The organism is Nonomuraea sp. CX421 (assembly GCF_059358955.1).
The window spans coordinates 112,646-139,139 of sequence record NZ_JCADBK010000006.1; the positions used below are offsets into that span (position 1 = coordinate 112,646).

Consider the following 26,494-nt stretch of genomic DNA (forward strand, 5'->3'; position numbering starts at 1 on the left):
CGGTCACGCGAACGCCTGCAGAACCACACCCGCCTCAAGCAACCCGTCTCGTACGGCCTGCGCCAGCCGTACGGCGCCGGGCGTGTCGCCGTGGACGCAGATGGAACGGGCCGAGACCGGCACCGGGGTGCCGTCGATCGAGGTCACCGAGCCCTCCACGGCCATCCGCACCGCGCGGGCCGACACCGCGGCCGGATCGTGGACGAGCGCCCCCGGCTCCCGGCGTGACACCAGGGCTCCGGCGGAGGTGTAGGCGCGGTCGGCGAACGCCTCGGCGATCGTGGGCACGCCCTCGGCCGCCGCCGCGCTGTGCACGGCCGAGCCGGGCAGCGTGAGCACCGGCAGGGACGGGTCGTAGTCGACCACCGCGTCGACGAGCGCCGCCGCCTGCCCCTCGTCGCGGCAGACCCGGTTGTAGAGCGCGCCGTGCGGCTTGACGTACGAGACCCGGCCGCCCATCGCCCGGGCGATGCCGTCGACGGCGGCCAGTTGGTAGAGCACCTCGGCGCAGAGCTCCTCCGGCTCCAGGTCCATCTCCCTGCGCCCGAAGTGGGCCAGGTCGCGGTAGGACACCTGGGCCCCGATCGACACGCCCCGGTCGACGGCCGCCGCGCACGTGCGCCTGATCGTCACCGGGTCGCCGGCGTGGAAGCCGCAGGCCACGTTGGCGCTCGTGACGATGTCGAGCAGCGCGAGGTCGTCGCCGAGCTCCCAGATGCCGAAGCCTTCACCCAGGTCGGCGTTGAGGTCGATCACCATGGATCCATCATGACGGCACGGTCACCTCGGCGCGACGAAGAGTGTCTGAGTCGCCGTGCCGACCTCGCCGCTCTCGTCGTACAGCGTGGAGCGGGTCAGGCCGCGGCCCGCCGGACCGATGACGGTGGTGGCGTCCATGCAGATCCACTCCCCGGCGGGGGCGCGGAAGAGGGAGATCGTCAGGTCGACGTTCACGAACAGGTGGGTCTGGAAGTCGAGCGCATGGCTGATGCCGTTGCCGCTGTCGGCGAACAGCGCCAGCCGCTCCAGCGGGGAGATCTCCTCACCCTCGACCAGCGGCACCAGGACGCGGCCCCAGACCGTGGCGGGCCCGGTGACCATCGGTCCGCCGGTGACGAACCGCCAGTCCAGCGCCCTGCCGTAGCCGAATCCCGAGCCCAGCCACGAGCTCCGATCGGCCTCGGAGCGCGGCGGGACGGGCGCGGGCGGGGCGGCCACCGGCGTCGCGGGCGTGCCGGACTCCCGGATGCGCCAGGCGGTGGCGCGGCAGTGCTCGCGGTCGCCGGACCAGACGCTCGTGGTCAGGCACTGCACGCGTTTGCCGTCGCGGATCACGTCGGTGCGCAACTCCAGCTCGCCCACCGGCACCGGGCCGAAGACGTCCACGACCAGGCGCGACAGCTCCAGGCCCGCCCTCGGGGCGGTCTGGGTGAGCTCGTGGATGATCAGGGCGGTGACGGGGCCCATGTGCTGCGTGGCGGGATCCCACGGCCCCTGGGTGTGCTCCGAGGCGAGGTAGCGGCCAGTCGCCAGCCGGGTGTACATCGACATAGAACGAAATTCTACGGCGGGACGGAAAGCGGAGCCGCGCCTAGATCTCGTCGGGGATGTCGGCGATGTCGTCGAGGGCCGCGGCGAGCTCCTCCGGGTCGCCGCCGATGCGCTCGGCGATCTCGATCAGCACGTGCAACACGTCATGACGATCGTGGCCGAGGTCGAGCAGACGCTGCGCCGCCTCCCACAGCTGCGGCGGATCACCCACCCACAACCGGCCGGCGATCTCCTCGTGCCAGGCCAGATGCTCCTCGTCGACGGTGCCGACATGGTCGATCTCCAGCAGGGTCCGCCGGTCGGCGTCGTCGGCCGGGTTGAGCCGGTCGAGGTCGACGCCGTTGTGCACGCCCTGCAGGAACGGGAACGCGAAGACCCGCCTGGCCAGCGCCGACAGGTCGCCGTCGGGCAGCAGCCGCTCCAGCAGCTGCCGGTCGAGCCCGAACGACGTCGGGTCGCGGTAGGCCTCGGGGAACTTGCCGATCGCCTCCCACACCGCGTCGAGCGTGGCCTTCAGCCCCCGCTCGGGCAGCCCCGTGCGCAGCGCCGCGAAGCGCACCCAGGCGGCCAGCACGTGCGGCATGGCCTCCTGCTCGGCGACGCTCAGCATCACCTTGCGCGGCAGCCAGTCGAGCAGGAACGTCTCGCACTTGGTGGGGCTGACCCGCAGCGGCCGGCTGAAGTCCTGCTCGCAGCCGTAGTCGATGATGTGGTCGGCGCAGCGCGAGGCGGCCGACGGGTCGGACAGGTGCTCGGCCGCGTCGGACGCGAGGAACTCGGCGGCCAGCATCGCCCGCCGCTCGCGGCTGTAGGGGGCCTCGATGTGCAGCGGCGCCGGACGCTTGCGCCCCGGCGGCAGCGCCTTGAGCCGGGCTCGGGCGAACGCGTGGTAGGCGCTGTAGCTCTCGCTGACCGGGGGAGGCGTCTTGGGCTCCCGGGTGGCCTTCATGGCCGACTCCAGCAGCGCCCTGGCCTGCTGCGGCTCGATCTCCTCGAACAGCAGCATCGCGTTGCCGGCCGCCTCGGCCCGCGCCTTCTCGATCAGCATGTCGACCTGGGAGGAGACCCAGGCGTCACGCGCCATGCCGGACATGTTGTGGTCGACGACCATGACCAGCGCGTGGGGCTCGTGGCCGGCCCCGGCGGGTGACTCCTCGCCCCACCGGTAGGCGAACGTGCAGATCACCGTGTCCTGGTCGCCGTAGGCGTCGCGGGAGACGTAACAGCCGGTGGGCTTGACCGCGCCGACCCGGTCGGCCCAGCCGGGCCTGGCCACGCCGGACTCCATCAGCGCGAGCGCCGCGCCCTCCGCCTTGGCGCCCTGGCGGGCCGTACCGAGATAGGCCAGGCAGATGAGCAGGGTCAGCGACGCCGGGCTGCCCGCCTTGGCCGCGTAGTCGACCAGGCCCTCACCGAGGACCTGCTCCACGTCGCCACCTCTGACCCGCCGGCCCCACCACGCACCGACCATGTCGGAGACCATCAACTCGGCGTCCAGGGGGCTGCGCACCGCGAGCAACTCGCGAGCCGCCTGCACCATCTCCTTGAACACGTCGTCTGGCGGGGTGCTCTCCCGGGGATCTCGTCGGTGTCGGCGCACGCCCTCACTCTCTCGCATTCCAGGCGTAAACGGTGCGTAGAACGCGGCCTGGTGACCCCGATGTTATCGGGGAGTTCGGGGCGGCGGTGCGGAGTTGACGATCGCGAGCAGGTGCTCTCGCGCGATGCGTTCCACGATCTCCGGTGTCGCCGTGATGCCAAGGTGCTGCGCGCACGCGCACACGTCGGCGACGCAGCGATCGATCGTGTCCACGGGCACGGTCAGGAACTCTTCAGCCAGCCTGTGACTGACCGGCTCCCTGAGAAAGCGTGTGGCCAGAGCGAGCATAGATGTGAGATTCCTCTGGAGGCCCGGGGCAAACCCCCAGGAATGGACGCAGGGCGACTTGCGCTCTCATTCCATCTTTTCTCGGGCCGGTGTCAAGGCTCCACAACGGTTGTGTTCGCTTCTCGGCAGGCCCTTTCGTGCGAAGCTGTTCCCATGCGCATCCAGCTCGCCCAGCGGGCCGAGGCCGACGACCTGCTCGGCCGCAGTCCGTTCGCCCTCCTCGTCGGCATGCTGCTCGACCAGCAGATCCCGATGGAATGGGCGTTCACGGGGCCCCACACCATCTCCGAGCGGCTCGGACACGACCTCACGGCGGAGGAGATCGCCTCCTTCGACCCCGAGGCGTTCACCGCCCTGCTGGCCGCCAAACCGGCCGTTCACCGCTATCCCAAGGCGATGGCGGCCCGGATCCAGCAGCTGGCCGCCTACCTCGTGGAGCACTACGACGGCAAGGCCGAGCGCGTCTGGACCGAGGCCGCAGACGGCAAAGACACGCTAAAGCGCCTGCTGGATCTTCCGGGCTACGGCAAGCAGAAAGCCCAGATATTTTTGGCATTGCTCGGCAAGCAATTGGGGTTCCAGCCGTCAGGATGGCGCGAGGCGGCCGGACTCTACGGCGAGGAGGGTTCTCTGCGGTCGGTGGCCGACGTGGTCGACGCCGAGACGCTGGGTCGCGTACGTGCCGCCAAGCAGGAGTCGAAGCGAGCGGCGCAGGCCAAGTAGCCTGATCTTGCTGCGCAACGTGGAGCGATTTTGACAGGATGCGTTGACCGTATGGCGGCCGGGGCTTCCGTCCGCGCCTGCCCATCGCCGATGATGTACTGCAGGATCCGGTCGCCCGGAGCTGCGCTACGCCGATACACAGTTATGGAGATGTGCCGCGTGGGAGACCCTGGCACGCGACGGAGGTGCCGACCATGAGCGCCGAGACCTCCGTTCCCCGTCCCCGGGAGTCGGATGTGGACGTCTCAGACTCCGCCCTGTTCAAGGGCATGTTGTCGGAGGCTGAGTTCGCCTTCGCCTTCTTCGACGTCGATGGCCGCGTTCAGCGGGTCAACGACGTGTTCACCGACGTGGTCGGCGTGCCGGCCGAGCGGCTCGTGGGCCGGGTGCCGATCGAGTCCCTGGCGGCCGATCTCAGCCAGCTCATCACCCACGCCGTGCAGGGCGTCATCGAGAGTGACGCGCCCGTCACCGAGGGCCGCGTCCGGGTCCGCTCCGCCGAGGGCGACACCCGGCACTGGTCGCTGTCGTTCTCCCCGGTCCACGACGAGGCGGGCGAGCTGCGGGCCATCGCGCTGGTCGGGCTCGACGTGACCGAGAGCAGGCAGACCGAGGAAGACCTGCGCCGCAGCGAGGAGCGCTACCGCTCGCTGGTGGAGGCGCAGTCGCAGCTCGTCTGGATCACCTCGCCCACCGGCGCCGTGGTCGAGGACGCGCCGCAGTGGCGCGCCATCACCGGCCAGGGGCTCGAGGAGTACCTCGCGCACGGCTGGCTGGACGTGGTCCACCCGGAGGAGCGCCAGCAGACCGAGGAGGCCTGGAAGGAGGCGCTGCGCGGCCGCACCATGTTCGAGTGGAACTACCGGGTGCGCACCCGGGCCAGCGGCTATCGCCACTTCGAGGTACGCGCCGTCCCGATCATCCGGCATGGCCGGGTCGTCGAGTGGGTGGGCGCCAACACCGACGTGACGCCGCAGCGTGAGGCCGAGGAGATGCGCGGCAGGCTGACCGACCAGCTCGGTGCCGCCGCGCTGCGCACGGCGCGGCTGCAGGGCGCCACCGCCATACTGGCCGAGGCGCTGACGGTCGAGCAGGTGGTGCAGGTCATCATCGACGTGGGCCGCACCGCCCTGGCGGCCGACCGTTCGGCTGTCGCGCTCCTCGACCCCGACCGCGCGGCACTCAAGCTGATCAACGGCGAGGGCGTGCCCGAGGCGTCGGGCACGTCGGGCGAGGAGATTCCGCTCTCCCACTCCAGCGTGATGACCATGGCCGTCAACAGCCGCCGGCCGGTGTTCGCCGAGTCGCCCGACAGCCTCCGGTCCCAGCTGCTCGACGCCGGCGGCGACGAGCAGGTGCTGGCCAACTACCTCGCCCACACCGACGAGCGGGCCTGGGTCGGCCTGCCGCTGCTCGCGGCGGGGCGGGCGCTGGGAGCGTTGCGCTTCTCGTTCACCCGGCCGCAGAAGATCTCTCAGGAGGACGGCGTCTTCCTGGAGGCGCTGGCCGGGCAGTGCGCGCTGGCGGTGGAGCGGGCCACGCTGTTCGAGCGTGAGCACCGCACCGCCGAGACGCTCCAGCGCAGCCTGCTGCCCGATCGCCTGCCGGTGGTCAAGGGCCTCGAGCTGGCCCAGCGCTTCCGCTCCGGCAGCCGTCACGTCCAGGTGGGCGGCGACTGGTACGACGCCTTCGTGCTGCAGGACGGCAGGGTCGCCGCGGTCGTGGGCGACGTCATGGGCAAGGGCGTCAAGGCCGCGGCCGGGATGGGCCGCATCCGCAACGCCATGCGCGCGCTGGCGCTGACCAACCCGCCGCCCGCCGCGGTGCTGACCGGTCTCGACCGGGTCTTCGACGCCACTGAGGAAGAAGAGCAGGTCACGACCCTGGCGTACATGGTGGTCGAGCCCGTCACGGGTGAGGGCACCCTCGCGCTCGCCGGTCATCCGCCGCCCGTCCTGGTCTCGCCACAGGGCACGGCCATGCTCTGCGAGGCGCAGCCGGGCACCCCGCTCGGCTGGCCGACCAGCCGCCGTCAGTTCCGGTTCGTGGTGCCTCCGGGACACACCGCCGTGCTCTACTCCGACGGGTTGGTGGAGAACCGGAAGCGTGGCTTGGACGCGGGACTCGCGGAAATTTGCAGTGTTGTGACCGAAGCGCCACCAGAGGTCGTCAGCAGTCCACACATGTTGCTGGACTTTCTGGTTGATCGGATGTTGTCGGGATATGAACAGGATGATGACGTTACCGCCCTGGCCATTCACGTGCCGCCCGCCACGAAGAGTGACTGAATGAAACAGTCATAAGGGTTGCTTTCGGGTATCAGTGGCGCGCTTACGTACGCACTACTGTCCGGGTCAGCCTAGGGTGGAGGACAACCGCCGGGAGGTGGCCGTATGAAGTGCATGGTCGTGCCAGAATGCAGGGCAGGTCCGTAGCGGTTCGCACGGCCTCACCGATCTCCAGAGAGGCAACAGCCCCCCAGCGGGCATCTGGGTCCATTGTCGCCACGCGTTCGTTCGAGAGGTGTTCGTGTCGCCTGCAAGTTCGACTCGCTCGAAGCCACAAGAGCTGAACGAGCCCGTCATTCAGCGACTGCTCGAGCGTGGGCGCTCGCAGGGTTTCCTCGAGTCTGAGGATGTCCGCCAGGCCTTCGAGGAGGCGGACATCCCCATGTCGCACGCCGCCGCGTTCTTGCGGAACCTCAGCAAAGAGGGCGTGACCGTGGTGGTGACCGCCGCGGATTCGGCAGCGCCGAAGAAGTCTCGTGGTCCAGCAAAGCGCCGCACCGCTGCCCCCGTCAAGACCAAGGCCGCAGCGGCCGCCAAAGAGCAGCAACCTGAGACCGTGACCGCGGTCGTCACCGCCGAAGCCGAGCCCGCGCCCAAGAAGCCGGCTCCCGCCAAGAAGGCCGCCCCGGCGGCCAAGAAGGCGGCACCGCCCGCCAAGAAGGCCAAGCCGGACAGTGCTGGGCCTGCCGAGACCAAGCCGAAGGATCCCGAGGCGGCCGACGACGAGGACATCGAGCTCGACGCCGACGTGGAGCTGGAGGACCTCGAGGACATCGTGGTCGTCGAGGAGGACGAGATCGTCGCCGAGGCCGAGACCGACGACGAGACCGACGACGAGCCCAAGGCGGCCGAGGCCGCCGCGGCCGCCGCCACCGAGAAGAGCGAGGACGAAGTCCTCATCCTGTCCGACGACGACGATGACGCCCCGGTCGCGCAGGTCGCCGCCGCCGGCGCCACCGCCGACCCGGTCAAGGACTACCTCAAGCAGATCGGCAAGGTTCCCCTGCTCAACGCCGAGCAGGAGGTCGAGCTGGCCAAGCGCATTGAGGCCGGCCTGTTCGCCGAGGAGCAGCTGGGCGGCGGCGAGACCGACAGCCTGCCGGTCGACGTCCGGGCCGAGCTCGAATGGATCGCCGAAGACGGTCGCCGGGCGAAGAACCACCTGCTGGAGGCCAACCTCCGTCTCGTGGTCTCCCTTGCCAAGCGCTACACCGGTCGCGGCATGCTGTTCCTGGACCTGATCCAGGAGGGCAACCTTGGTCTGATCCGCGCGGTCGAGAAGTTCGACTACACCAAGGGCTACAAGTTCTCCACCTACGCCACGTGGTGGATCCGGCAGGCGATCACCCGGGCTATGGCCGACCAGGCGCGCACCATCCGCATCCCGGTCCACATGGTCGAAGTGATCAACAAGCTGGCCCGGGTGCAGCGGCAGATGCTGCAGGACCTCGGCCGCGAGCCGACGCCGGAAGAGCTGGCCCGCGAGCTGGACATGACCCCCGAGAAGGTGGTCGAGGTCCAGAAATACGGTCGCGAGCCGATCTCCCTGCACACTCCGCTGGGTGAGGAGGGCGACAGCGAGTTCGGTGACCTCATCGAGGACTCCGAGGCCATCGTGCCGGCCGACGCCGTCAGCTTCACGCTGCTGCAGGAGCAGCTGCACTCCGTTCTCGACACGTTGTCGGAGCGCGAGGCGGGTGTCGTGTCGATGCGGTTCGGCCTCACCGACGGGCAGCCGAAGACCCTGGACGAGATCGGCAAGGTCTACGGGGTGACGCGTGAGCGCATCCGGCAGATCGAGTCGAAGACGATGTCCAAGCTGCGTCACCCGTCGCGGTCCCAGGTGCTCCGCGACTACCTCGACTGAGGTTCTTCGCGCCTCCCCGGGCCCCGCGCCGTTTCTCGGTGCGGGGCCCGGCGTGCGTCAGGCGGTGTCCACGTCCAGAGTCCAGGGCCGGGCGGCCCGGACCGGCTCGGTGAGACGGCAGCTGTGGCCCAGTGCGTCAACGATCTTGGCGAGCTCGGCCGGGGTCGCGGGATCGGCCCCGCTTTCAAGAAGGGCGCGGGCGATCTCGCCCCGTGTCGCCTTGGCCATGTGGCTGACGACCTTGCCGTCCCTGAAGACGCGCACGGCCACCGAGCGGTCTCCCGGCTGCCACGCGCCCGTGTAGGTCGCCGAGCGCAGGTCGACGACCAGACCGGGCACCCGGTCGAGCTGCTTGGACAGCAGAGGGCGCCAGAACGTCGCCAGGCCGCCCAGGGGCGGCAGGTTGACCCCCATCGACAGTCGGTAGGGCGGCACCTGGTCCGTGATCTTCAGCACACCCCACAGGCCCGAGAAGATGAGCACCGACTCCTCGGCCCGCCGCCGGGCGTCGTCGTCGAGCGTGCCGAGGCTCAGGTTGTCGTAGAGGACGCCGGTGTAGAGGTCGGCGGCCGGCAGGGTGGCGGCCGTCCTGAGCGCCTGGTTTCTGACCAGCTCGCCCGCCAGGCCGGGCGTCAGGCCCAGCACGTCGAGGGCGTCGCGCCGTTTCGACGCCTTGATCAAGGCGGTGAGCACCCGTCTGCGAGGCTTGTCGAGCGTGGGAAAGGACAGCTCGCCCACCGGCGGCCCGTTCCCTTCGAGCGCCTTGCCTTCGGACGGCGGCAACAGAATCAGCACGAGCCCACAGCCTATTGCCCCAGCCCAGCGCCTATGTCGCCGCCCTCTGGCCGCCGAGTGCGGGGAGGCGCGAGGGCGGGGCAGGGCGGCCCATGGCGGAGGCTAGGCTGCCCGAGATGAACGTCGACCTTCTCGTCCACCAGGCCTGGCCTGCCTGGGAGCAGCACGTGCATGACGGCTGGATCCTGCGTCACGCTGGGGGCGTGACCAAGCGGGCCAACTCGGTGCTGCCGCTGGGCGTGCCCGCCGACCTCGGTGCCGCGATCGCCGCCGCCGAGAGCTACTACGCCGAACGAGGACTGCCCTGCGTCTTCTCGATGGGGCAGGGCGCCACCGCCGGGCTCGACGCCGAGCTCGCCGCGAGGGGGTACGCGCTGGTCGACCCGACCGTGGTCATGGTGGGCACCGCAGGGCCGGCCCCTTCTCAGGCCTCTCCCGAGGTGCGGATCGAGGACGCCCCCTGGCCGGGGTGGCTGGAGACGTGGTGGGCCGTGGACGGCCGTTTCGGGGAGGGCATGGACACGGCGGAGCGCATCTGCGCAGGAGCGCCCGCCTGGTATGCGGCGATCGAGGAGGACGGCGTGCCGGTCGCCGTCGGGCGAGGCGTGCCGCAGGGCGACACGCTCGGGATCTACTGCATGGCCACGCTGCCGCGGGCGCGTCGCCGGGGGCTGGCTCGCGGCGTGCTGCGCGCTCTGATGGGGCGCGGCGGCGCGACCTCGGCCTACCTGGTCGTCACGGAGGCCAACAGGGCCGCCCAGGCTCTGTATCGGGGCGAGGGCTTCGGTGTGCGGGGTGGCTATCACTACCGGGTGCGAGGTGGCGATGACTCCCGGGTGCGCTGAAGCAGAACGGCGACCTCCGACATGTCGGAATCGCCGTCCTTCTTCACGCAATATGTGGTTATCTCATCACGACCCGCGCAGATCAGCGCTAGTCGTTAGGGGCAATTATCGAAGGTTCGCTGAGCCGAGCCGACTCGTCCAGGATGTCGGCGCCCTTGTCGCGCAGCGCCGCGATGTGCTGACGCCCGTGGTGGGCGCAGAACAGCAGCTCCCCGCCCACGGGCAGGGTCGCACGAATGTAGGCCTGGGCGCCGCAACGGTCGCATCGGTCGAGGGCCGTCAGCGGCTTAACGGGGGCGAGAGCTCCAGTCACGTATCGCCTTTCGGGTCACCCTCGCCGGAGCGAGGATCTGGCGTCAGTCACTTGAGACAACATCTAACCGGACGTGGACGTTCCCAACCGCCGCACCAATACGCCGAGAGCAGAATGTGTCCGAAAGTAATGATGATCAGTCGCTTGGTAACGGCAAACATCACGACGTGGCAAGCTTGTACGCGTGCGTAGGGGAAGAACGGTAGGCTACGCACTGGTGTTCGATGCCTAGACCAGAGGAGCCGGAGTGACGCTAGTGGAGGCGGGTTACACGGCGCGTCACCTGTCGGTGCTGGAGGGCCTCGAAGCGGTCCGCAAGCGCCCGGGCATGTACATCGGGTCCACCGACAGTCGCGGGTTGATGCACTGCCTCTGGGAGATCGTGGACAACGGCGTCGACGAGGCGCTCGCGGGCCACTGCGGCCGCATCGAGGTCGAGCTGCACGCCGACGGCTCCATCGAGGTCCGCGACGACGGCCGGGGCATTCCGGTGGACGTCGAGCCCAAGAGCGGCCTGGCCGGCGTCGAGCTCGTCTACACCAAGCTGCACGCGGGCGGCAAGTTCGGCGGCGGCTCCTATGGCGCGTCCGGCGGCCTCCACGGCGTGGGCGCCTCCGTGGTCAACGCCCTGTCCTCGCGCCTCGACGTCGAGGTCGACCGTGACGGGCGGGTCCACGAGATCAGCTTCCGGCGCGGCGTGCCGGGCGTGTTCGACGGCGAGGGGCCGACCGCCAAGTTCAAGAAGAAGTCCGGCCTGCGCGACGGCGGCAAGCTGCCGAAGAGGGTCACCGGCACCCGGGTCCGTTTCTGGGCCGACAAGCAGATCTTCCTGCCCGACGCCGAGGTGTCGCTCGACGAGATCCACGTCAGGCTCCGCCAGACCGCCTTCCTGGTGCCCGGCCTCACCCTCGTGGTGATCGACAGCAGGCACGAGGAGCGCGTCGAGGAGGAGTTCCGCTTCGACGGCGGCATCTCCGAGTTCACCGAGTTCCTGGCGCGCGACGAGGCCGTCTGCGACGTGCTCCGCCTCCAGGGCGTCGGCCACTTCCACGAGACCGTGCCGGTCCTCGACGACCAGGGCCACATGACGCCGACCGAGGTGCAGCGCGAGCTCACCGTCGACGTGGCCGTGCGCTGGGGCAAGGGCTACGAGTCGACCGTCCGCTCGTTCGTCAACGTGATCGCCACCCCCAAGGGCGGCACCCACCTCACCGGCTTCGAGCGCGGCCTCGTCCGTACGATCAACGAGCAACTGCGCGAGACCCGGCTGCTCAAGAACGGCGACGACCCGGTCACCAAGGAGGACATCCTTGAGGGCCTCACCGGGGTCGTCACCGTCCGGGTGCCGGAGCCGCAGTTCGAGGGCCAGACCAAGGAGGTGCTCGGCACCTCCGCGGCCACCCGCATCGTGTCCCACGTCGTCTCGCGCGAGCTCAAGGAGCTGTTCGCCAACCCGCCGCGCGGTTTCAAGCAGCCGCTCCGGGCCGCGCTGGAGAAGATCGTCGCCGCCGCCAAGGCGCGCATCGCGGCCCGCGAGCACCGCGACAACCAGCGCCGCAAGAGCGCGCTCGAAAACTCCGCCCTGCCCGCCAAGCTGGTCGACTGCCGCAGTGACGACGTCGACCGCAGTGAGCTGTTCATCGTCGAGGGCGACTCGGCGCTGGGCACGGCCAAGCTGGCCCGCGATTCGGAGTTCCAGGCACTGCTGCCCATCCGGGGCAAGATCCTCAATGTCCAGAAGGCGTCCGTGAGCGACATGCTCAAGAACGCCGAGTGCGCCGCGATCATCCAGGTGGTCGGCGCCGGCTCGGGCCGTTCCTTCGACCTCGACGCGGCCCGCTATGGCAAGATCATCCTGATGGCCGACGCCGATGTCGACGGCGCCCACATCCGCTGCCTGCTGCTCACGCTGTTCCACCGCTACATGCGTCCCATGGTCGAGGCGGGCCGCGTGTTCGCGGCCGTGCCGCCCCTGCACCGGATCGAGCTCACCAATCCGGGCCGGGGCAAGGAGAAATACATCTACTGCTACTCCGACGCGGAGTTGCACAAGGTGCTGCGCGACCTGGAGCGCCGCGGCAAGCGCTGGAAGGATCCCGTGCAGCGCTACAAGGGTTTGGGCGAGATGGACGCCGACCAACTGGCTGAGACGACCATGGACCCTCGCCACCGCATCCTGCGCCGCGTCCGCATCGAGGACGCCGAGGGGGCCGAGAGCATCTTCAGCCTCCTCATGGGCAGTGAGGTGGCGCCCCGCCGCGAGTTCATCGTCAAGAGCGCCGCAGAGGTCGACCGCGACCATATCGACGCCTGACCACGATCTCGGTCTGACCGGCACCTACCAAGGCGAGAATGAGTTCGCCCGCACCGGGGCCGACGTCGCCACCGCTTCCTCGAAGCATGCGGATGTAACCTGCACCGTACTCACTGGTTGAGGAGGCGATTCTGCGGCACGCCAGCCTCATCGCTTGAGGTGGCGATTCTGCGGCACGCCAGCCTCGTCGTCGAGAAGGTTCCCGTGCACAGGCTGGTCCGGGTGGAGCAGCCGTGGACGTCGCCGGCCTCGGCCACGAACGGCTCAAGCCGGAGCACTTTCGCCGGCATCCTGAAGACGTACCCGCGCTCGATTTCGTGCCGAGCATGCGCGACCGTTTCCTCGACGAGGCCCACCGCACCCGGATGGGGCCTTCGCCCATTTCAAGCAGGTTGCTTCGCTCTTCGACCGAATCGACGTCAGCCCGATCGACGGACCGGAAGGTAGTCCACATGGTCTGACGGGGGCTGCCGAGAAGGCGGTGGCGTACCTTTCCGGCGCCACTGTTGGTGAAGCTGGGCCAGGGGCTACGCCGTCGTGATCACACGCGCGTTGATGATGCTCCGCGCAGACCGCTCCTGAGCGTCGAGAAGCTCGTCACCGTGCTCATCCGCCCAGCGTCCGAGCGCGTTCATCGGGCCGTCGACCAAGCTCTGCCCCAAGCCGGTCAGGGCATATTCGACACGCGGCGGGGCTTCGGCATGTGCGCGGCGGTCGATCAGGCCGTTGGCGAGCAGGCGATGCAACGCCTCCGTCAACACCTTGTCGCTGACGCCGCCGATGGCGGCGCGCAGCTCGCGCCGCCGGCGCGGCCCAGGGGCAAGAGCCAGCAGGACCACCGGATCCCACGTGTGGGCGAACAGATCGGTGGCCGAACGCACCCGGCAATCCGCCACGAACTTGTCTCGATCCATGTCCTGATCGCTCCTCTCGCCGACCATCATCGCCTCCCTGTCGCGCACCGATCGGTGCGCGACGGCTTCTCTACCGTAGCCAGCAGATGATCATCATTGGAGAGGAGATGCGGATGCGCATCGGGATTCTGGGCACGGGAACGCTGGCGGCGGCCCTGGGCGAGGGCTGGGCGTTCGCCGGACATGAGCTGGCGGTCGCCGGGCGAACCTCGGCCAGGGCGCAGGAGCTCGCTGATCGGCTCGGCCCCAGGGCGCGCGCTGTCACGCCGCGCCAGGCTGTGGCAGATCGCGATGCCGTGCTGCTCGCGGTCTCCTGGCAGGGCGCCGAGGACATGCTGCGCAGCGCGGGCGCGGCCGACGGCTCCCTGGCGGGAACGGCGTTGATCGACCCGACGAACGCCGTCGAGCACGGCGTGGGCGTGCTGCTCACCGGCCCAGGCGAGGCGATGGCGCAGCGGATCGCCCGGCTGTGTCCGGGATCCCACGTCGTGAAGGCCTTTCACATGTTCCCCTCCGATCACTGGACGCGGTCTCGCGCCAGTGGCGAACCCCCTGTCACGGTGGCGATGTGCGGTGACGATCCGCGCGCGTTGCACGTCGCCGGCGAGCTGGTCCGTGATCTCGGCGCGGCCCCGGCCGTGCTGGGATCACTGGATCGGGTCCGCCAACTTGAGGAGGTCGCGGGTTTCACCATCGGGCTGGCCTTCGCCGGCACCGACCCCAACTCCGCCATCCCACGCCTCTCATCAGCGGCTGCTTGACTTGAGGCCTCCGCTACGGACTTGAGGCTTGTGCTACAGATATGCGGCGACTTGGGCAGCGAAGTCGTCGGAGGTGACGATGGGCACGCCGAGCGCCTCAGCCTTGGCCCGCTTGGATCCCGCCCCTCCTCCCGCCACCAGGAGACTGGTTCTGGCTGAGACGCTGGAGGACGCCCGGCCGCCGGCTCGTTCGATGAGTTCGTTCATCTCATTGCGCGACAAGGCCGCCAGCTTTCCGGTCATCGCACCGGTGACGACGATGGACATGCCGGCAAGAGGCAGTGGCGTGTCGATGGCCACGATGGTGGCTTCGCTGCTCGCGGGGCGGGGCGTGACGCCCGGCTCGGTCATGCGCACCCCCGCCCTGACCAGCTTGTCGATCAACGGCGCGACCTCGATCAGCTCGGCCACCACCATGGGAGCCTTCTCCGGGCCCATGCCCTCGACCTGCTGAATCGCCTCGGCGTCGGCCGCGCGGATGGCGTCCATGGTGGTGAAGTGGCGGGCGATGCGGCGGCTCATGGAACGGCCGGTGCCGCGCACCCCCAGCGCCGCGAACACCCGGCTGAGCGGCTGGCCCTTGGCCCGCTCCAGGGCGGCCAGCAGGTTGTCGGTGCTGGTCTCGCCCATCCGCTCCAGCCCAAGCAACTGCTCGCGGGTCAGGAAGAACAGGTCGGCGAAGTCGGCGATCAGCCCTGCGTCGAGCAGTTGCTTGATGCGGTTCTCCGCCAGGCCCTCGATGTCGAGCTGGTCGCGGCCGACCGCGTAGACGATGGAGGCGATCGCGCGGCATGCCCGGCCGCGTACGCATCGCCATCGCTCCTGGGAGGCGTCGATGGCGTCGCCGCAGGATGGGCAGACCTCCGGGATTGGAATCGGCCGCTCCTCGCCGGTGCGTAGGTGCACCACCGGTGCCTCCACCCGCGGAATCACGTCGCCGGCCTTGTAGACGACGACGCTGTCACCGAGCATCAGGCCGCGCCGGGCGATGTCGGCCGCGTTGTGCAAGGTGGCGTACGTGACGACGCTGCCGTCGAGCTCGACCGGCTCCAGCACGGCGCGGGGGGCGATGACGCCGGTGCGGCCGGTGTTCCACTCCACGGCGAGCAGCCGAGTCACCTTCTCGACCGGTGGCAGCTTGAAGGCCACGGCCCACCGCGGAGCCCGGGAGCTGAACCCCGCCTGTGCCTGGTCGGCGGCCAGGTCGCATTTGATCACGATGCCGTCGATGCCGAACGGCAGTCCGGCACGGGTCGCGGCGATCTCGCCGACGCGCTCCTGCACCCGCTCCAGCGTCTCGGCCACGATGCCGGCGACAGGCGTGGCGGCCGTGGTTTGCACGCCCTGCGTGGCGACCCAGTCCATGATCTCGCTGTGCGGCAGCTCGCGCAGCCGCACCGCCGGCTCGGAGGCGTCGTCGGGCGGCGGAAGCACGCCGTAGCCGAAGAACGTCAGCTCGCACACGTAGGGCCGGTCCTGCGCGCGCAACGTGCCCGCGGCGGCGCTGCGCGGATTGGCGAACGTCGTGCCGTCGTGCGCCTGCCGCTTGGCGCACGCCTCCTCGAATTGCGAGGCCGTCATCATCACCTCGCCCCGCAGCTCCACCGTGACCGCGTCGGCCAGCCGGTCGGGCAGGCCGACGATGGTGCCGATGGCGTGCGAGACGTCCTCGCCCGCGCTGCCATTGCCCCGCGTGACCAGCTGCGTCAAGCGGCCGTGCCGGTAGCGGGCCGAGATCGCCAACCCGTCCAGCTTGGGCTCCACGCTCCACGCCGTGACCGGGTGGCCGAGCCTGCGCTCCAGCGAGGCCGCCCAGTCGGCCAACTGCTCGGGGCCGAAGACATTGTCCAGGCTGAGCATGGGCACCGTGTGCGGCACGTCGCCCTCGACCGCGCCACCGGCGACCTTGCCGGTGGGCGAGCCGGGCAGCACCTGGTCGGGGTGGACCCGCTCGTAGGCCTCGATGCCGCGCATCAGCCGGTCGTAGGCGTCGTCGTCGAGGGGCGAGTCACCGCTGCCGTAGTAGGCGGCGTTGGCGTCGACGGCGAGCTGGACGGCCGCGGCGTAGGCGGCCTGGTCGTCGAGCGGGGTGAGCGGAGGTGCCTCGGTCATGGTCACATCGTGCCGGGCGCCACCGACAATTCCGCGGGGCCGGTCAGTCCATCAAGGGCAGCAGCCTGCCGGTGTGGACGTCGTAGATCGAGCCGCCCACCGGCAGGTCGTCCGGGAGGAACGGCGTGGTGCGGATGCGGGTGAGGTCGTGCCGCAGGGCGGCGTGCTGGTCCGGGACGGTGTGGAACTCCAGGCTCCGGGTGTCGATGCCGTGCCGCTGGGTGAGGTCGTGCACGTCGGTGTCGGTGACCTTGGACATGCCGCAGTCGGTGTGCGGCATCACCAGCACGCGCTCGACGCCCAGCAGGTAGACGGCCAGGACGAGGGTGCGCAGCACGTCGTCGGTCACGCGGGCGCCGGCGTTGCGCAGGATCTTGGCGTCGCCCGCCTTGAGCCCCAGCAGCCCGAGTGGGTCGATGCGGGAGTCCATGCAGGTCACGACCGCGAGCCCGCGCGCCGCCGTGCCGGTGAGGGCGGAGTTGGCGAACGATTCGGCGTAGTCGGCGTTGGCGGCAAACAGATCATCGAACGCGCTCATGTCGCAAATAATCCCTCATGGTCATTTGGCTGACTCTCGCGGGGGGTGCGACAGGCGGGATTGGCGGAACGTCCCACCACCACCCGTCACCATGGGTGATGATGTCATAGCTGAAAGTGTTGATCGAAGAAGGATGTCGTGAGTAGGTCCGAATCGCTCGCCGCGTACCTCCGTGCCCAGGCCCGTCGTCTCCTTGACCGCGTGGAGTCCAACGACGGCGGCCGCAACGCGAGATCGGCGCTGGCGTTGTTCGACACCGCGGCCTACGCGGCGGGCCTTCCCGACGACGACCCGCTCATCCTGCCACTGGATGAGGCGGGCTGCTTCGGGCCGCTCGGGTGCGAGGAGTTCGACCCGGGAGAGGCCGGCGTCCGGCTGATCCGCGACTGGCAGGGCGGCGAGCCCCACGAGTTGCTCCTCGCGCTTCCCGCCGCCATCAGGGCCTCCGCCTGAGCGTCATCCGGGGGCGTTGCCCGGCTTCCATTTGATGCCGCAGCCCATCGACGGGGTCTGACGTGCGTCCACCGGAGCCCCCGCCAGCACCGCGTCCACGGCGGCCCGCAACGACGCGCCTGTGACCGGGACGTCGTTGCCGGGCCGCGCGTCGTCGAACTCGCCTCGGTAGACGAGCGCGAACGATGAGTCGTACAGGAAGAAATCGGGCGTGCAGGCCGCCTTGTACGCCTTGGCCACCTCCTGCGTCTCGTCCAGCAGGTACGGGAAGGTGAATCCGGCGCGGGCGGCCTGCTCGGCCAGGTGTGCGGCGTCGTCGTCGGGATAGCTGATGCTGTCGTTGCTGCAGATGGCGACGATCGACAGGCGGGAACCGTAGTCGCCGGCCAGAGCGGCGAGACCGGTCTCGATGCGCCGCACGTACGGGCAGTGGTTGGACAGGAAGACCACGAGAGTGGCGGGAGAGCCCTTGAGATCGGCGAGCGAGACACTGCCGCCGTCGATGGCGGTCAGGTCGAAGGGTGGTGCCGGGGTGCCGAGCGGAACCATGAAAGAGTTGACGGCCATACCGTTCATTGTCCTCGATCGGCGCCGTTCCCACTGATTCGGAGGTACTTCGTGAAGGGCATCGCGGAATTCCGCACGACCGTGATCGACTGCGGCGACCCGCGCGAGCTCGCCGGGTTCTACTCGCGCTTGCTTGGGTGGCCGATCGACTACCAGGACGATGACTGGGTGGTGGTCACCCAGGGCGGCTCGCCCGCCCGGCTGGCGTTCCAGAAGGTGGAGGAGTACCGTCCGCCGATCTGGCCCGGCTCCGAGCGCCCCCAGCAGCTGCACATCGACGTCACGGTCGACGACCTCGACGCCGCCGAGAAGGCGGTGCTCGACATCGGCGCGACCAAGCACGACCACCAGCCGAGCGAGGACGACGACTTTCGCGTCTTCCTCGACCCGGCCGGCCATCCGTTCTGTCTCTGCAGAGACTGACGCGCGCGGAGGGTCCCGGGGGCCGGTCGCGGCCCCCGGACCGCTCCGATCGTCAGCGCGCCGACTGCGCCAGCAGGTCCACCGCCTCGCGGAGGTCGCCCGCGGCCAGCTTCTGGTCCGCCCTGGCCTGCAGGTCCGGGCGCTTGCCCGCGGCCTGAGCCAGATCCCTGGCCACCGACACCACGGCGTCGCCCTGCGCGAACGTGTCGGTCTTCGACCGTTCGAGCAGCGCCGTGGCGGCCCGCAGCGCACCGAGGACGGCGCGCGCGTCACGTACCGTGCCGTCGGTGTCCCAGTTGGGGCCGGTCAGCGCCACGCTCAGCGCCGCCGCCGCGGCCTTCGACGCCCCGTCGCCGGAGGCGAGCCGGTCGCGGACCGCCTTGAGGCGGTCACGGCCCCGGTCGGTGCGCAGCCCCCAGCTGTAGGGGAACAACGGATCGTACGCCGCGTCGCCCACGTTGATCGGCAGTTGCTCCACCGTACGGAACCAGGTGAACGGCAACCGCCCGGTGTACGGGACGGCGCCGAACAGCGGGTCGGTCACCCCGGCGCCCTCGGTGCCCGGCAGCCACGCGGCCACCAGCGCCGGCACCCGTGACAGGTCGCCCAGCAGCAGCGGCCGCCCGGAGACGACCAGCACGACGCACTTCATCGCCCCGCACACCCGGTCGATCGCGGCCCGGTCGGCGGCGGACAGCTCCAGCGTGCGCCCCTGGCGCCCCACGTCGCCGAACCCCTCCGCGTACGGAGTCTCGCCCACCACCACGACGCCCACGTCGTGCCCGGGCAGCGGCGCCGAGGCGTCTCGCGAGTAGGTCACGGCGGAGGCGCGGGAGCGGATGGCCGACAGGATCGTGGTGCCCGGCGTGATCGGTCCCGAGGAGCCCTGCCAGGTGATCGTCCAGCCGCCCGACTGGTTGCCGATGTCGTCGGCGTTGGACCCGGCCACGTACACCTTGGCGTCGCGGCGCAGCGGCAGCAGGCCGCCCTCGTTCTTCAGCAGCACCTGCGACCTGGCCGCGGCGGTACGGGCGACGGCGCGGTGCGCGGGCGAGCCGACGTCGGCGATCCGTGACCGGTCGGCGTAGGGGCGTTCGAACAGGCCGAGCCGGAACTTCTGGGTGAGGATCCTGGCCACCGCGTCGTCGACCCGCGCGAGCGGCACCCGCCCGGCCTCGACCTCGGCCTTCAGCGTGGAGACGAACGCCGGGTAGGCGTTCGGCACCATGATCATGTCGAGTCCGGCGTTGACCGAGACGCGCACGTCGCTCGGGTAGTCGCCGGGGATCTGGTCGATGGCCTGCCAGTCGCTGATCACCAAGCCCTTGAAGCCGAGCCGGTCCTTCAGCACGTCGGTGATCAGCTCGCGGTGCGCGTGCATCTTCGTCGGCCCCTGGCCGTGGTCGACGCTGGAGAACGACGGCATCACGCTGGCCACGCCGCGCCTGACCGCTTCCACGAACGGCGTCAGGTGGATGGCCTCCAGCTGCGCCCGGCTGCCCTCGGTGACGCCCTGGTCGATCGTGTAGTCGCCGGTCGTCGAGGAGCCGAAGGTCGTGCCGCCGTCGCCGACGTAGTGCTTGGCCGTGGCCAGCACGCCGTTGTCCTGGAGGCCGTCGATGATCGTCGCCATCCGCGTCACCAGGGCCGGGTCCTCGCTGAACGACTCGTACGCGCGCCCCCAGCGGTCGTCGCGTGAGACGCACAGGCACGGCGAGAAGTTCCACGGGATGCCCGTCGCCTTCACCTCGCGCGCGGTGATCTCGCCGGTCCGCTCGACCAGCTCGGGGTCGCGGGTGGCGCCGAGCCCGACGTTGTGCGGGAAGATCGTCGCGCCGACCACGTTGTTGTGGCCGTGCACGGCGTCGACTCCGTAGATGAGCGGGATCTGCAGCCTGGTCTGCCGGGCCCGCAGCTGGAAGCCATCGATCATGTCGGCCCAGGCCGCGGGGGTGTTGGTGGCAGGCGTGGAGCCGCCGCCCGACAGTAGGGAGCCGAGCCGGTAGGCGGCGATGTCGTTGGGGCTGGCCAGGGCGCCGCGTTCGGCCTGCGTCATCTGCCCGACCTTCTCGTCGAGCGTCATGCGCCCGAGAAGGTCGGCGACGCGCTGCTTGACCGGCCTGCGGGCGTCGAGGTACGGCAGGCCATGCGCGTTGATCACGATGGCCGGGTTCTCGGCCGGGGGCCTGGTGCCGGTGCCCGACAGCACGATCGGGATGGTCTCGGCGGCCTCTGCCGTGCTGTCCCCACGTGTCCTGACGCTGAAGGACCTGGTCGAGCCCGAGGTGGTGCCCGCCGGGAAGGTCAGGGTGCCCTCGACCGCCGTGTAGTCCTCGCCGGGAGTCGCCGTGCCCTCGCCGGTGCGGTAGCCGACGACCAGGTCGGCCGGCAGCGGCTCGCCGGTGGCCGTCGTCACCGAGACGCGCACCCGCACCGAGCCGTTCTCGTCGACCGGGTAGACCGGGCGGTCGGTGGCCAGCCGTGTCGGGCGCGGGGGAGCGGTGCCGTACACCTGCACGTCGTCCCAGAGCAGCGTGCCGGACGCGGTCGGCAGCCGCATGCTGTAGCCCCACATGGCGTCGAGGTCCAACTCGCCGTCGGTCGGCGCGCCGCCGGGCTGGTAGTCGGCGCGGCGGACGAAGTCGGCGAACGGCACCTTCACCTGCCGCCAGCCGGCGCTGTCGTCGGTGAAGGACGACTCGAACAGCTCGGAGCTGCCCGCTCCGCCGCCGCCGTCCTTGACCTCGAAGAAGATCCGCTGGCCCGATCCTGAGCCGTTGACCCAGAAGGAGAAGCCCTCGTACGGGGACCAGTCCTGGGTGGCGGTCAGGTCGTGGGACCAGCCACCCCACTGGCTCACGTCGTAGACGGACTTGAGGACCCGGTTGGCGGCGGGCGCGCCGGGCCGGTCGGCGCCCGGCTCGACGGTCAGGACAGGGGTGGACGGGCCGTCGTTGCCCCAGGCCGTGACGCCGGGTGGCAGGCCGTCGGTCTCGAAGTCGGTGATGGTGAGGTCGGCGGCCGCCGCCTGGGCGGGTGGGACGACGAGGAGCGAGCCGAGCAGGGCCAGCGCGGCCCAGATCGGAGTCCTTGATCGGAACACGGTGCCTCCTAGAGAGAGCGCTCTCTCAAATGAGATCGGAAGGCGAGGCCGTTTCATAACATCCGATGAAATATCGCTGTTAGTGCCCTGGTCAGAGACTTCCCCGGGAACAAGGGCGTCGCGAAGGACGAGTACGGCACCTGCCGTGCGTTGTCTCAACGAGGAGAGCGATCACCGCCCCGCCGGGGCAGCCCTGGCGGAGCGGTGTCCTGCCCTCTGGGGATGCCTAGCCCTCCGGCGGCGCCGCATCCTCTGGAGCCGGGTTTTCGGTGACCGGGCCGGAGCGCAGGGCGCCGCCGATCGCCCCGATGGTGTGGGTGAGCCGGACGCCGGAGCCGTCTCGGCGGCCGAGCTCCTCGGGCAGTGGCACCGGCTTGCCCACCGCGGAGACGGCCTTGGCGGGAGCGGGCCCCGCCCAGGCCAGCAGCAGCACGTCCTCGCCCTTGAGGAAGCGCTGGGCGCGGACACCGCCTGTGGCCCGGCCCTTGGCCGGGAACTCGGCGTAGTCGGCCACCTTGCCGCCGCCCACCTGGGTGCCGGGCAGGGCGGTGGACGAGCCCGCCACGGTCACCACCTGGGCGGGAAGGGCTGGGTCGACCGAGCCGAACCACACCACGCGGGCCCCGTCGTCGAGCCGGATGCCCGTCATGCCGCCCGCGGGCCGGCCCTGAGGACGGACGAGGGAGGCGGAGTAGCGCAGCAACTGGGCGTCGGAGGTGATGAAGACCAGATCGTGTTCCTCTGAGTCGAGCTCGACCGCCCCCACGACGGTGTCGCCGTCCTTGAGGGTGATCACCTCGAAGTCGTCGCGGTTGGCCGGATATTCGGGCACCACCCGCTTGACCACGCCCTGGGCCGTGCCCAGGGCGAGACCGGGACCGTCGGGATCGAGACCGCCCAAGCCCACGACCGTCTCGTCGGGCTGCAGCGAGACGAACTCGGAGACCGGATGGCCGCCCGACAGCGACGGCGGGTTGGCCGAGGGCGGCAGCGTGGGCAGGTCGACCACCTGGACCCGGATCAGCCGGCCCAGTGACGTGACCACGCCGACCTCGCCTCTGACGGAGGTGCGGACCGCGGCCACCAGCACGTCGTGCGCCGTGCGCTCGCCCTCGCCGGCCAACGGGGAGGCGTCGGTGGTGCGGGCCAGCAGGCCGGTGGAGGAGAGCAGCGCCAGGCACGGCTCGTCGGCCACCTGGAGCTCCACCGTGGGGGTGCGGGTGGCGCCGGACGCCTCCAGCAGCACGGTGCGGCGCGGGGTGCCGTACTTCTTCGCGATCTCGGCCAGCTCGCCGGACACCACCTGGCGCAGCCGGGTGTCGGAGGACAGGATGCCGGTCAGCTCGGCGATCTCGTCGGACAGCGTCTGCTTCTCGCGGTCGAGCTCCAGCTTGTCGTAGCGGGTCAACCGGCGCAGCGGCGTGTCGAGGATGTACGCGGCCTGGATGTCGGTGAGGTCGAAGACCTCCATCAGCCGGGTCCGGGCCTGGGCCGAGTCGTCGGAGGTCCGGATGACCTGGATGACCTCGTCGATGTTGAGCAGCGCGACGATGAGGCCGTCGACCAGGTGGAGGCGTTCCTCGCGCTTGCGCCGGCGGTATTCGGACCTGCGGCGCACGACCTCGATCCGGTGGTCGACGTAGACCCGCAGCAGCTCGCGCAGGCCCAGCGTGCGCGGCTCGCCGTCGACCAGCGCGACGTTGTTGATGCCGAACGTCTCCTCCATCGGCGTCAGCCGGTAGAGCTCCTCCAGCACCGCCTCGGGAATGAAGCCGTTCTTGATCTCGATGACCAGGCGCAGGCCCTTGTGCCGGTCGGTGAGGTCCTTCAGGTCGGCGATGCCCTGCAGCTTCTTGCTGGTCACCAGCTCTTTGATCTTGGTGACCACGCGCTCGGGCCCGACGTTGTAGGGCAGCTCGGTGACGATGATGCCCTTGCGGCGCGGTGTGATTTGCTCGACCACGCACCTGGCGCGCATGCGGAAGGTGCCGCGGCCCGTCTCGTAGGCGTCGCGGACGCCCTGCAGACCGATGATCGAGCCGCCGGTCGGCAGGTCGGGGCCCGGGACGAAGCGCATGAGCTCGTCGAGCGTCGCGTCGGGCTTCTTGATCAGATGGCGGGCGGCGGCCACGACCTCGGTGAGGTTGTGCGGCGCCATGTTGGTCGCCATGCCGACCGCGATGCCGGTCGTGCCGTTGACCAGCAGATTGGGGAACGCCGACGGCATGACCGTGGGCTCGGTCTCCTGGCCGTCGTAGTTGGGCTTGAAGCCGACCGTGTCCTCGTCGAGCGACTCGACCATCAGCATCGCGGCCGGGGCCAGCCTGGCCTCGGTGTAACGCATGGCGGCCGGCAGGTCGTCGGGGGAGCCGAAGTTGCCGTGCCCGTCGATCAGGGGCAGGCGCATGGAGAACGGCTGCGCGAGGCGGACGAGGGCGTCGTAGATGGCGCTGTCACCGTGGGGGTGGAGCTTGCCCATCACGTCGCCGACGACGCGGGAGGACTTGACGTGGCCGCGATCGGGACGCAGACCCATCTCGCTCATCGAGTAGAGGATGCGCCGCTGCACCGGCTTGAGACCGTCGCGCGCGTCGGGGAGTGCCCGCTGGTAGATGACCGAGTAGGCGTACTCGAGGAAGCTCGTGCGCATCTCGGAGGAGACGTCGATGTCGACGATCCGCTCCTCGAAATCCTCGGGAGGGGGTGTTGTCGTGCGTCGGGCCATGTCGAACATTGTGCCGAAGAAACCCTAGTGCCCGCGACACTTCGGTTCCGGGGGACGGCGGTGACCGGCGCCGTCATCCCAGACGCCCAAGCAATTGCTTGGGTGTTTCGTTCCGAAAGGGGGTTTCCCGGCAGCCCGGATGGGCGCCGGATGTCGGCGGGACCTGGTAACAAGGGACACATGATTGAAGCCCCCGATGTGGCGATGCTGCGCGAAGAGGCCGAAGGGCGGCTGCGGGCGCTCGCCGGAGAGCACGCCCGGCTCCGTGACGACCAGTGGACCGCCATCGAGGCCCTCGTCGTCGACCGGCGCAGAGTGCTCGTGGTGCAGCGCACCGGCTGGGGCAAGTCCGCCGTCTACTTCGTGGCCACCGCCCTGCTGCGCGAGCTCGGCGAGGGGCCCACGGTCATCATCTCGCCGCTGCTCGCGCTGATGCGCAACCAGATCGCCGCCGCCGAGCGGGCCGGCATCCGCGCCGTCACGATCAACTCCGCCAATCCCGAGGCGTGGGAGGAGGTCTACGGCAGGGTCGCCGACGGGCTGGTCGACGTGCTGCTGGTCAGCCCCGAGCGGCTCAACAACCCCGACTTCCGCGACAACGTGCTGCCCGAGCTGGCCGAGAGCGCCGGGCTGGTGGTGGTCGACGAGGCCCACTGCATCTCCGACTGGGGGCACGACTTCCGCCCCGACTACCGCAGGCTGGCCACCCTCTTCGAGGAGTTGCCGCCCGGCATCCCGGTGCTGGCGACCACCGCCACGGCCAACGCCCGCGTCACCCGCGACGTCGCCGAGCAACTGCGCCCGCCGGAGGACCTCCGGTCCGACGCTGACGAGCCGCTGGTGCTGCGCGGGCCGCTGGAGCGCGACAGCCTGCATCTCAGCGCGGTACGACTGCCGACGGCCGAGCAACGGCTGGCCTGGCTGGCCCAGACGCTGCGCGAGCTGCCCGGCTCCGGCATCGTCTACACCCTGACCGTGGCCGCGGCCCACGAGATCGCCGCCTACCTGCGCGAGCAGGGCCACGAGGTCGCCGCCTACTCCGGGCAGACCGACCCGGCCGAGCGGCTGGCGGCCGAGGAGGCGCTGCTCAACAACAAGATCAAGGCCCTGGTCGCCACCAGCGCGCTGGGCATGGGCTTCGACAAGCCCGACCTGGGGTTCGTCGTCCACATGGGCGCGCCGCAGTCGCCGGTCGCCTACTACCAGCAGGTCGGCCGCGCCGGTCGCGGCGTCGAGCGGGCCGAGGTCATCCTGCTGCCCGGCACCGAAGACCGCGACATCTGGGCCTACTTCACCTCGCTGGCCTTCCCGCCGGAGCCGGTCGTCCGGGCCACGCTCCAGGCGCTGGAGGAGCGCGGCACGATGTCCACCCAGGCGCTCGAGACGGCCGTCGACCTGAGCCGGAGCCGCCTGGAGATGATGCTCAAGGTCCTCGACGTCGACGGCGCGGTCCGCCGGGTCAAGGGCGGCTGGGAGTCGACGGGCGAGCCGTGGGCCTACGACTCCGAGCGCTACTCCCGCATCGCCGCCGAGCGCCGGGCCGAGCAGGAGGCCATGCTCGGCTACCTGACCACCACCGAGTGCCGCGAGCACTACCTGCGACGGCACCTCGACGACGACGCGGCCGAGCCCTGCGGCCGGTGCGACAACTGCACCGGCCGCCACCGCTCGCCCGAGATCGCCACCGAGGCGGTGGAGGCCGCCCGGCAGAGCCTGAGCAGGCCCGGTGTCCCGGTCGAGGCCCGCCGACAGTGGCCGACGGGCCTGTCCGACCTGTCCGGCCGGATCAAGCCGGAGCTCGGCGCCGAGCCGGGCAGGGCGCTCGGACGGCTCACCGACATCGGCTGGGGCAACCGGCTGCGCGAGCTGTTCAACGGCCCCGACGGGCCGATGGCCGACGACATGTTCAAAGCCGTGATCCAGCTGTTGTCGGCGTGGGAGTGGCGCGAGCGGCCGGTGGCCGTGGTCAGCGTCCCCTCCTCGACGCGGCCCCTGCTCGTACGCGGGTTCGCCGAACGGCTCGCCCAGGTGGGGCGGCTGGCCTACCTCGGCGAGCTGGGCTACCGCGCGGGGCCGCCCGGGCAGCAGTTCAACAGCGCCAAGCGCGTGCAGGCGATCAGGGCCACCCTGGCCATGCCCAAGGAGCTCGGCGCGGCCATCGCCCAGTGCGGGGGGCCGGTGCTGCTGATCGACGACCGCGTCGACACCGGCTGGACGATGACCCTGGGCGCCGCCCTGGTCCGGCACGCGGGCGCCCCGGCCGTGCTGCCCCTGGCGCTCGCCACGACCTCCTGACCGTCCGCGACCGGTCGAT

Annotated in this window: 22 protein-coding genes; 9 read left to right on the forward strand and 13 right to left on the reverse strand. The window is 70.4% G+C overall.

The window, feature by feature from the left end; translation table 11 throughout:
• Nucleotides 1-3: 3 nt before the first annotated feature.
• From AC5L3X_RS13695 to AC5L3X_RS13710, 4 genes are all read right to left on the reverse strand, one after another.
• Nucleotides 4-759: a LamB/YcsF family protein gene (locus tag AC5L3X_RS13695; protein WP_494857310.1), complete on the reverse strand. Its 756-nt coding sequence runs from the start codon at nt 757-759 to the stop codon at nt 4-6.
• 21 nt (nt 760-780) lie between these two features.
• On the reverse strand, nt 781-1,551 hold the full coding sequence (locus AC5L3X_RS13700) for a thioesterase family protein (RefSeq protein ID WP_494857311.1): 771 nt from the start codon (nt 1,549-1,551) through the stop codon (nt 781-783).
• 40 nt (nt 1,552-1,591) lie between these two features.
• A complete protein-coding gene (locus AC5L3X_RS13705) occupies nt 1,592-3,091 on the reverse strand; it encodes a hypothetical protein (protein WP_189127299.1) in 1,500 nt (499 codons plus the stop codon).
• A 123-nt stretch (nt 3,092-3,214) separates the two neighbouring features.
• On the reverse strand, nt 3,215-3,439 hold the full coding sequence (locus AC5L3X_RS13710) for a hypothetical protein (RefSeq protein ID WP_189127215.1): 225 nt from the start codon (nt 3,437-3,439) through the stop codon (nt 3,215-3,217).
• Nucleotides 3,440-3,592: 153 nt separating this feature from the next.
• Here AC5L3X_RS13710 and AC5L3X_RS13715 point away from each other — a divergent pair, with 153 nt between their 5' ends.
• The 3 genes from AC5L3X_RS13715 (at nt 3,593) to AC5L3X_RS13725 (ending at nt 8,317) form a co-directional block, all read left to right on the forward strand.
• On the forward strand, nt 3,593-4,162 hold the full coding sequence (locus tag AC5L3X_RS13715) for an HhH-GPD-type base excision DNA repair protein (protein WP_494857312.1): 570 nt from the start codon (nt 3,593-3,595) through the stop codon (nt 4,160-4,162).
• 194 nt (nt 4,163-4,356) lie between these two features.
• Nucleotides 4,357-6,450 carry a SpoIIE family protein phosphatase gene (locus AC5L3X_RS13720; protein ID WP_494857313.1) on the forward strand — a complete coding sequence of 698 codons (2,094 nt, stop codon included), beginning with the start codon at nt 4,357-4,359 and terminating at the stop codon, nt 6,448-6,450.
• Nucleotides 6,451-6,691: 241 nt separating this feature from the next.
• Nucleotides 6,692-8,317, forward strand: coding sequence for an RNA polymerase sigma factor (locus tag AC5L3X_RS13725; RefSeq protein ID WP_494857314.1), 1,626 nt, complete (start codon nt 6,692-6,694; stop codon nt 8,315-8,317).
• A 57-nt stretch (nt 8,318-8,374) separates the two neighbouring features.
• Here AC5L3X_RS13725 and AC5L3X_RS13730 read toward each other — a convergent pair whose 3' ends face one another.
• Nucleotides 8,375-9,112, reverse strand: coding sequence for a YaaA family protein (locus tag AC5L3X_RS13730; RefSeq protein ID WP_494857315.1), 738 nt, complete (start codon nt 9,110-9,112; stop codon nt 8,375-8,377).
• Nucleotides 9,113-9,228: 116 nt separating this feature from the next.
• On the opposite strand from AC5L3X_RS13730, the gene AC5L3X_RS13735 reads away from it, so the two are divergent.
• A complete protein-coding gene (locus tag AC5L3X_RS13735) occupies nt 9,229-9,957 on the forward strand; it encodes a GNAT family N-acetyltransferase (protein WP_494857316.1) in 729 nt (242 codons plus the stop codon).
• 88 nt (nt 9,958-10,045) lie between these two features.
• On the opposite strand, the gene AC5L3X_RS13740 is transcribed toward AC5L3X_RS13735, so the two are convergent.
• Nucleotides 10,046-10,270: a DUF7455 domain-containing protein gene (locus AC5L3X_RS13740; protein ID WP_189127209.1), complete on the reverse strand. Its 225-nt coding sequence runs from the start codon at nt 10,268-10,270 to the stop codon at nt 10,046-10,048.
• A 247-nt stretch (nt 10,271-10,517) separates the two neighbouring features.
• Between AC5L3X_RS13740 and AC5L3X_RS13745 the strand changes: the two genes are divergently transcribed.
• Entirely contained in the window at nt 10,518-12,584 is a 2,067-nt protein-coding gene (locus AC5L3X_RS13745; protein ID WP_494857317.1) for a DNA gyrase/topoisomerase IV subunit B, read from the forward strand.
• A gap of 110 nt (nt 12,585-12,694) precedes the next feature.
• Here the strand turns inward: AC5L3X_RS13745 and AC5L3X_RS13750 are convergent, their stop codons facing one another.
• Together AC5L3X_RS13750 and AC5L3X_RS13755 are read right to left on the reverse strand one after the other, a co-directional pair.
• Nucleotides 12,695-12,940, reverse strand: a complete 246-nt coding sequence (locus AC5L3X_RS13750) for a hypothetical protein (protein WP_494857318.1) — start codon at nt 12,938-12,940, stop codon at nt 12,695-12,697.
• A gap of 171 nt (nt 12,941-13,111) precedes the next feature.
• On the reverse strand, nt 13,112-13,528 hold the full coding sequence (locus AC5L3X_RS13755; RefSeq protein WP_494857319.1) for a winged helix-turn-helix transcriptional regulator: 417 nt from the start codon (nt 13,526-13,528) through the stop codon (nt 13,112-13,114).
• Between the two features lie 56 nt (nt 13,529-13,584).
• Here AC5L3X_RS13755 and AC5L3X_RS13760 point away from each other — a divergent pair, with 56 nt between their 5' ends.
• Entirely contained in the window at nt 13,585-14,259 is a 675-nt protein-coding gene (locus AC5L3X_RS13760; RefSeq protein ID WP_494857320.1) for an NADPH-dependent F420 reductase, read from the forward strand.
• 33 nt (nt 14,260-14,292) lie between these two features.
• On the opposite strand, the gene ligA is transcribed toward AC5L3X_RS13760, so the two are convergent.
• Entirely contained in the window at nt 14,293-16,371 is a 2,079-nt protein-coding gene (gene ligA / locus AC5L3X_RS13765; RefSeq protein ID WP_494857321.1) for an NAD-dependent DNA ligase LigA, read from the reverse strand.
• A 43-nt stretch (nt 16,372-16,414) separates the two neighbouring features.
• Complete coding sequence (locus tag AC5L3X_RS13770) at nt 16,415-16,909, reverse strand: beta-class carbonic anhydrase (protein WP_189128132.1); 495 nt, start codon at nt 16,907-16,909, stop codon at nt 16,415-16,417.
• A 138-nt stretch (nt 16,910-17,047) separates the two neighbouring features.
• Here AC5L3X_RS13770 and AC5L3X_RS13775 point away from each other — a divergent pair, with 138 nt between their 5' ends.
• Nucleotides 17,048-17,362 carry a hypothetical protein gene (locus tag AC5L3X_RS13775; RefSeq protein ID WP_189128133.1) on the forward strand — a complete coding sequence of 105 codons (315 nt, stop codon included), beginning with the start codon at nt 17,048-17,050 and terminating at the stop codon, nt 17,360-17,362.
• Nucleotides 17,363-17,365: 3 nt separating this feature from the next.
• On the opposite strand, the gene AC5L3X_RS13780 is transcribed toward AC5L3X_RS13775, so the two are convergent.
• On the reverse strand, nt 17,366-17,929 hold the full coding sequence (locus AC5L3X_RS13780) for a thioredoxin family protein (protein WP_494857322.1): 564 nt from the start codon (nt 17,927-17,929) through the stop codon (nt 17,366-17,368).
• 51 nt (nt 17,930-17,980) lie between these two features.
• Here AC5L3X_RS13780 and AC5L3X_RS13785 point away from each other — a divergent pair, with 51 nt between their 5' ends.
• Nucleotides 17,981-18,352, forward strand: a complete 372-nt coding sequence (locus AC5L3X_RS13785; protein ID WP_189128135.1) for a VOC family protein — start codon at nt 17,981-17,983, stop codon at nt 18,350-18,352.
• A gap of 52 nt (nt 18,353-18,404) precedes the next feature.
• Here AC5L3X_RS13785 and AC5L3X_RS13790 read toward each other — a convergent pair whose 3' ends face one another.
• Nucleotides 18,405-21,455, reverse strand: a complete 3,051-nt coding sequence (locus AC5L3X_RS13790) for a glycoside hydrolase family 3 N-terminal domain-containing protein (RefSeq protein ID WP_494857323.1) — start codon at nt 21,453-21,455, stop codon at nt 18,405-18,407.
• 226 nt (nt 21,456-21,681) lie between these two features.
• Nucleotides 21,682-24,180 carry a DNA gyrase/topoisomerase IV subunit A gene (locus AC5L3X_RS13795; protein WP_494857324.1) on the reverse strand — a complete coding sequence of 833 codons (2,499 nt, stop codon included), beginning with the start codon at nt 24,178-24,180 and terminating at the stop codon, nt 21,682-21,684.
• Nucleotides 24,181-24,360: 180 nt separating this feature from the next.
• On the opposite strand from AC5L3X_RS13795, the gene AC5L3X_RS13800 reads away from it, so the two are divergent.
• Nucleotides 24,361-26,475, forward strand: coding sequence for a RecQ family ATP-dependent DNA helicase (locus tag AC5L3X_RS13800; protein ID WP_494857325.1), 2,115 nt, complete (start codon nt 24,361-24,363; stop codon nt 26,473-26,475).
• The last annotated feature ends 19 nt before the right edge of the window (nt 26,476-26,494 follow it).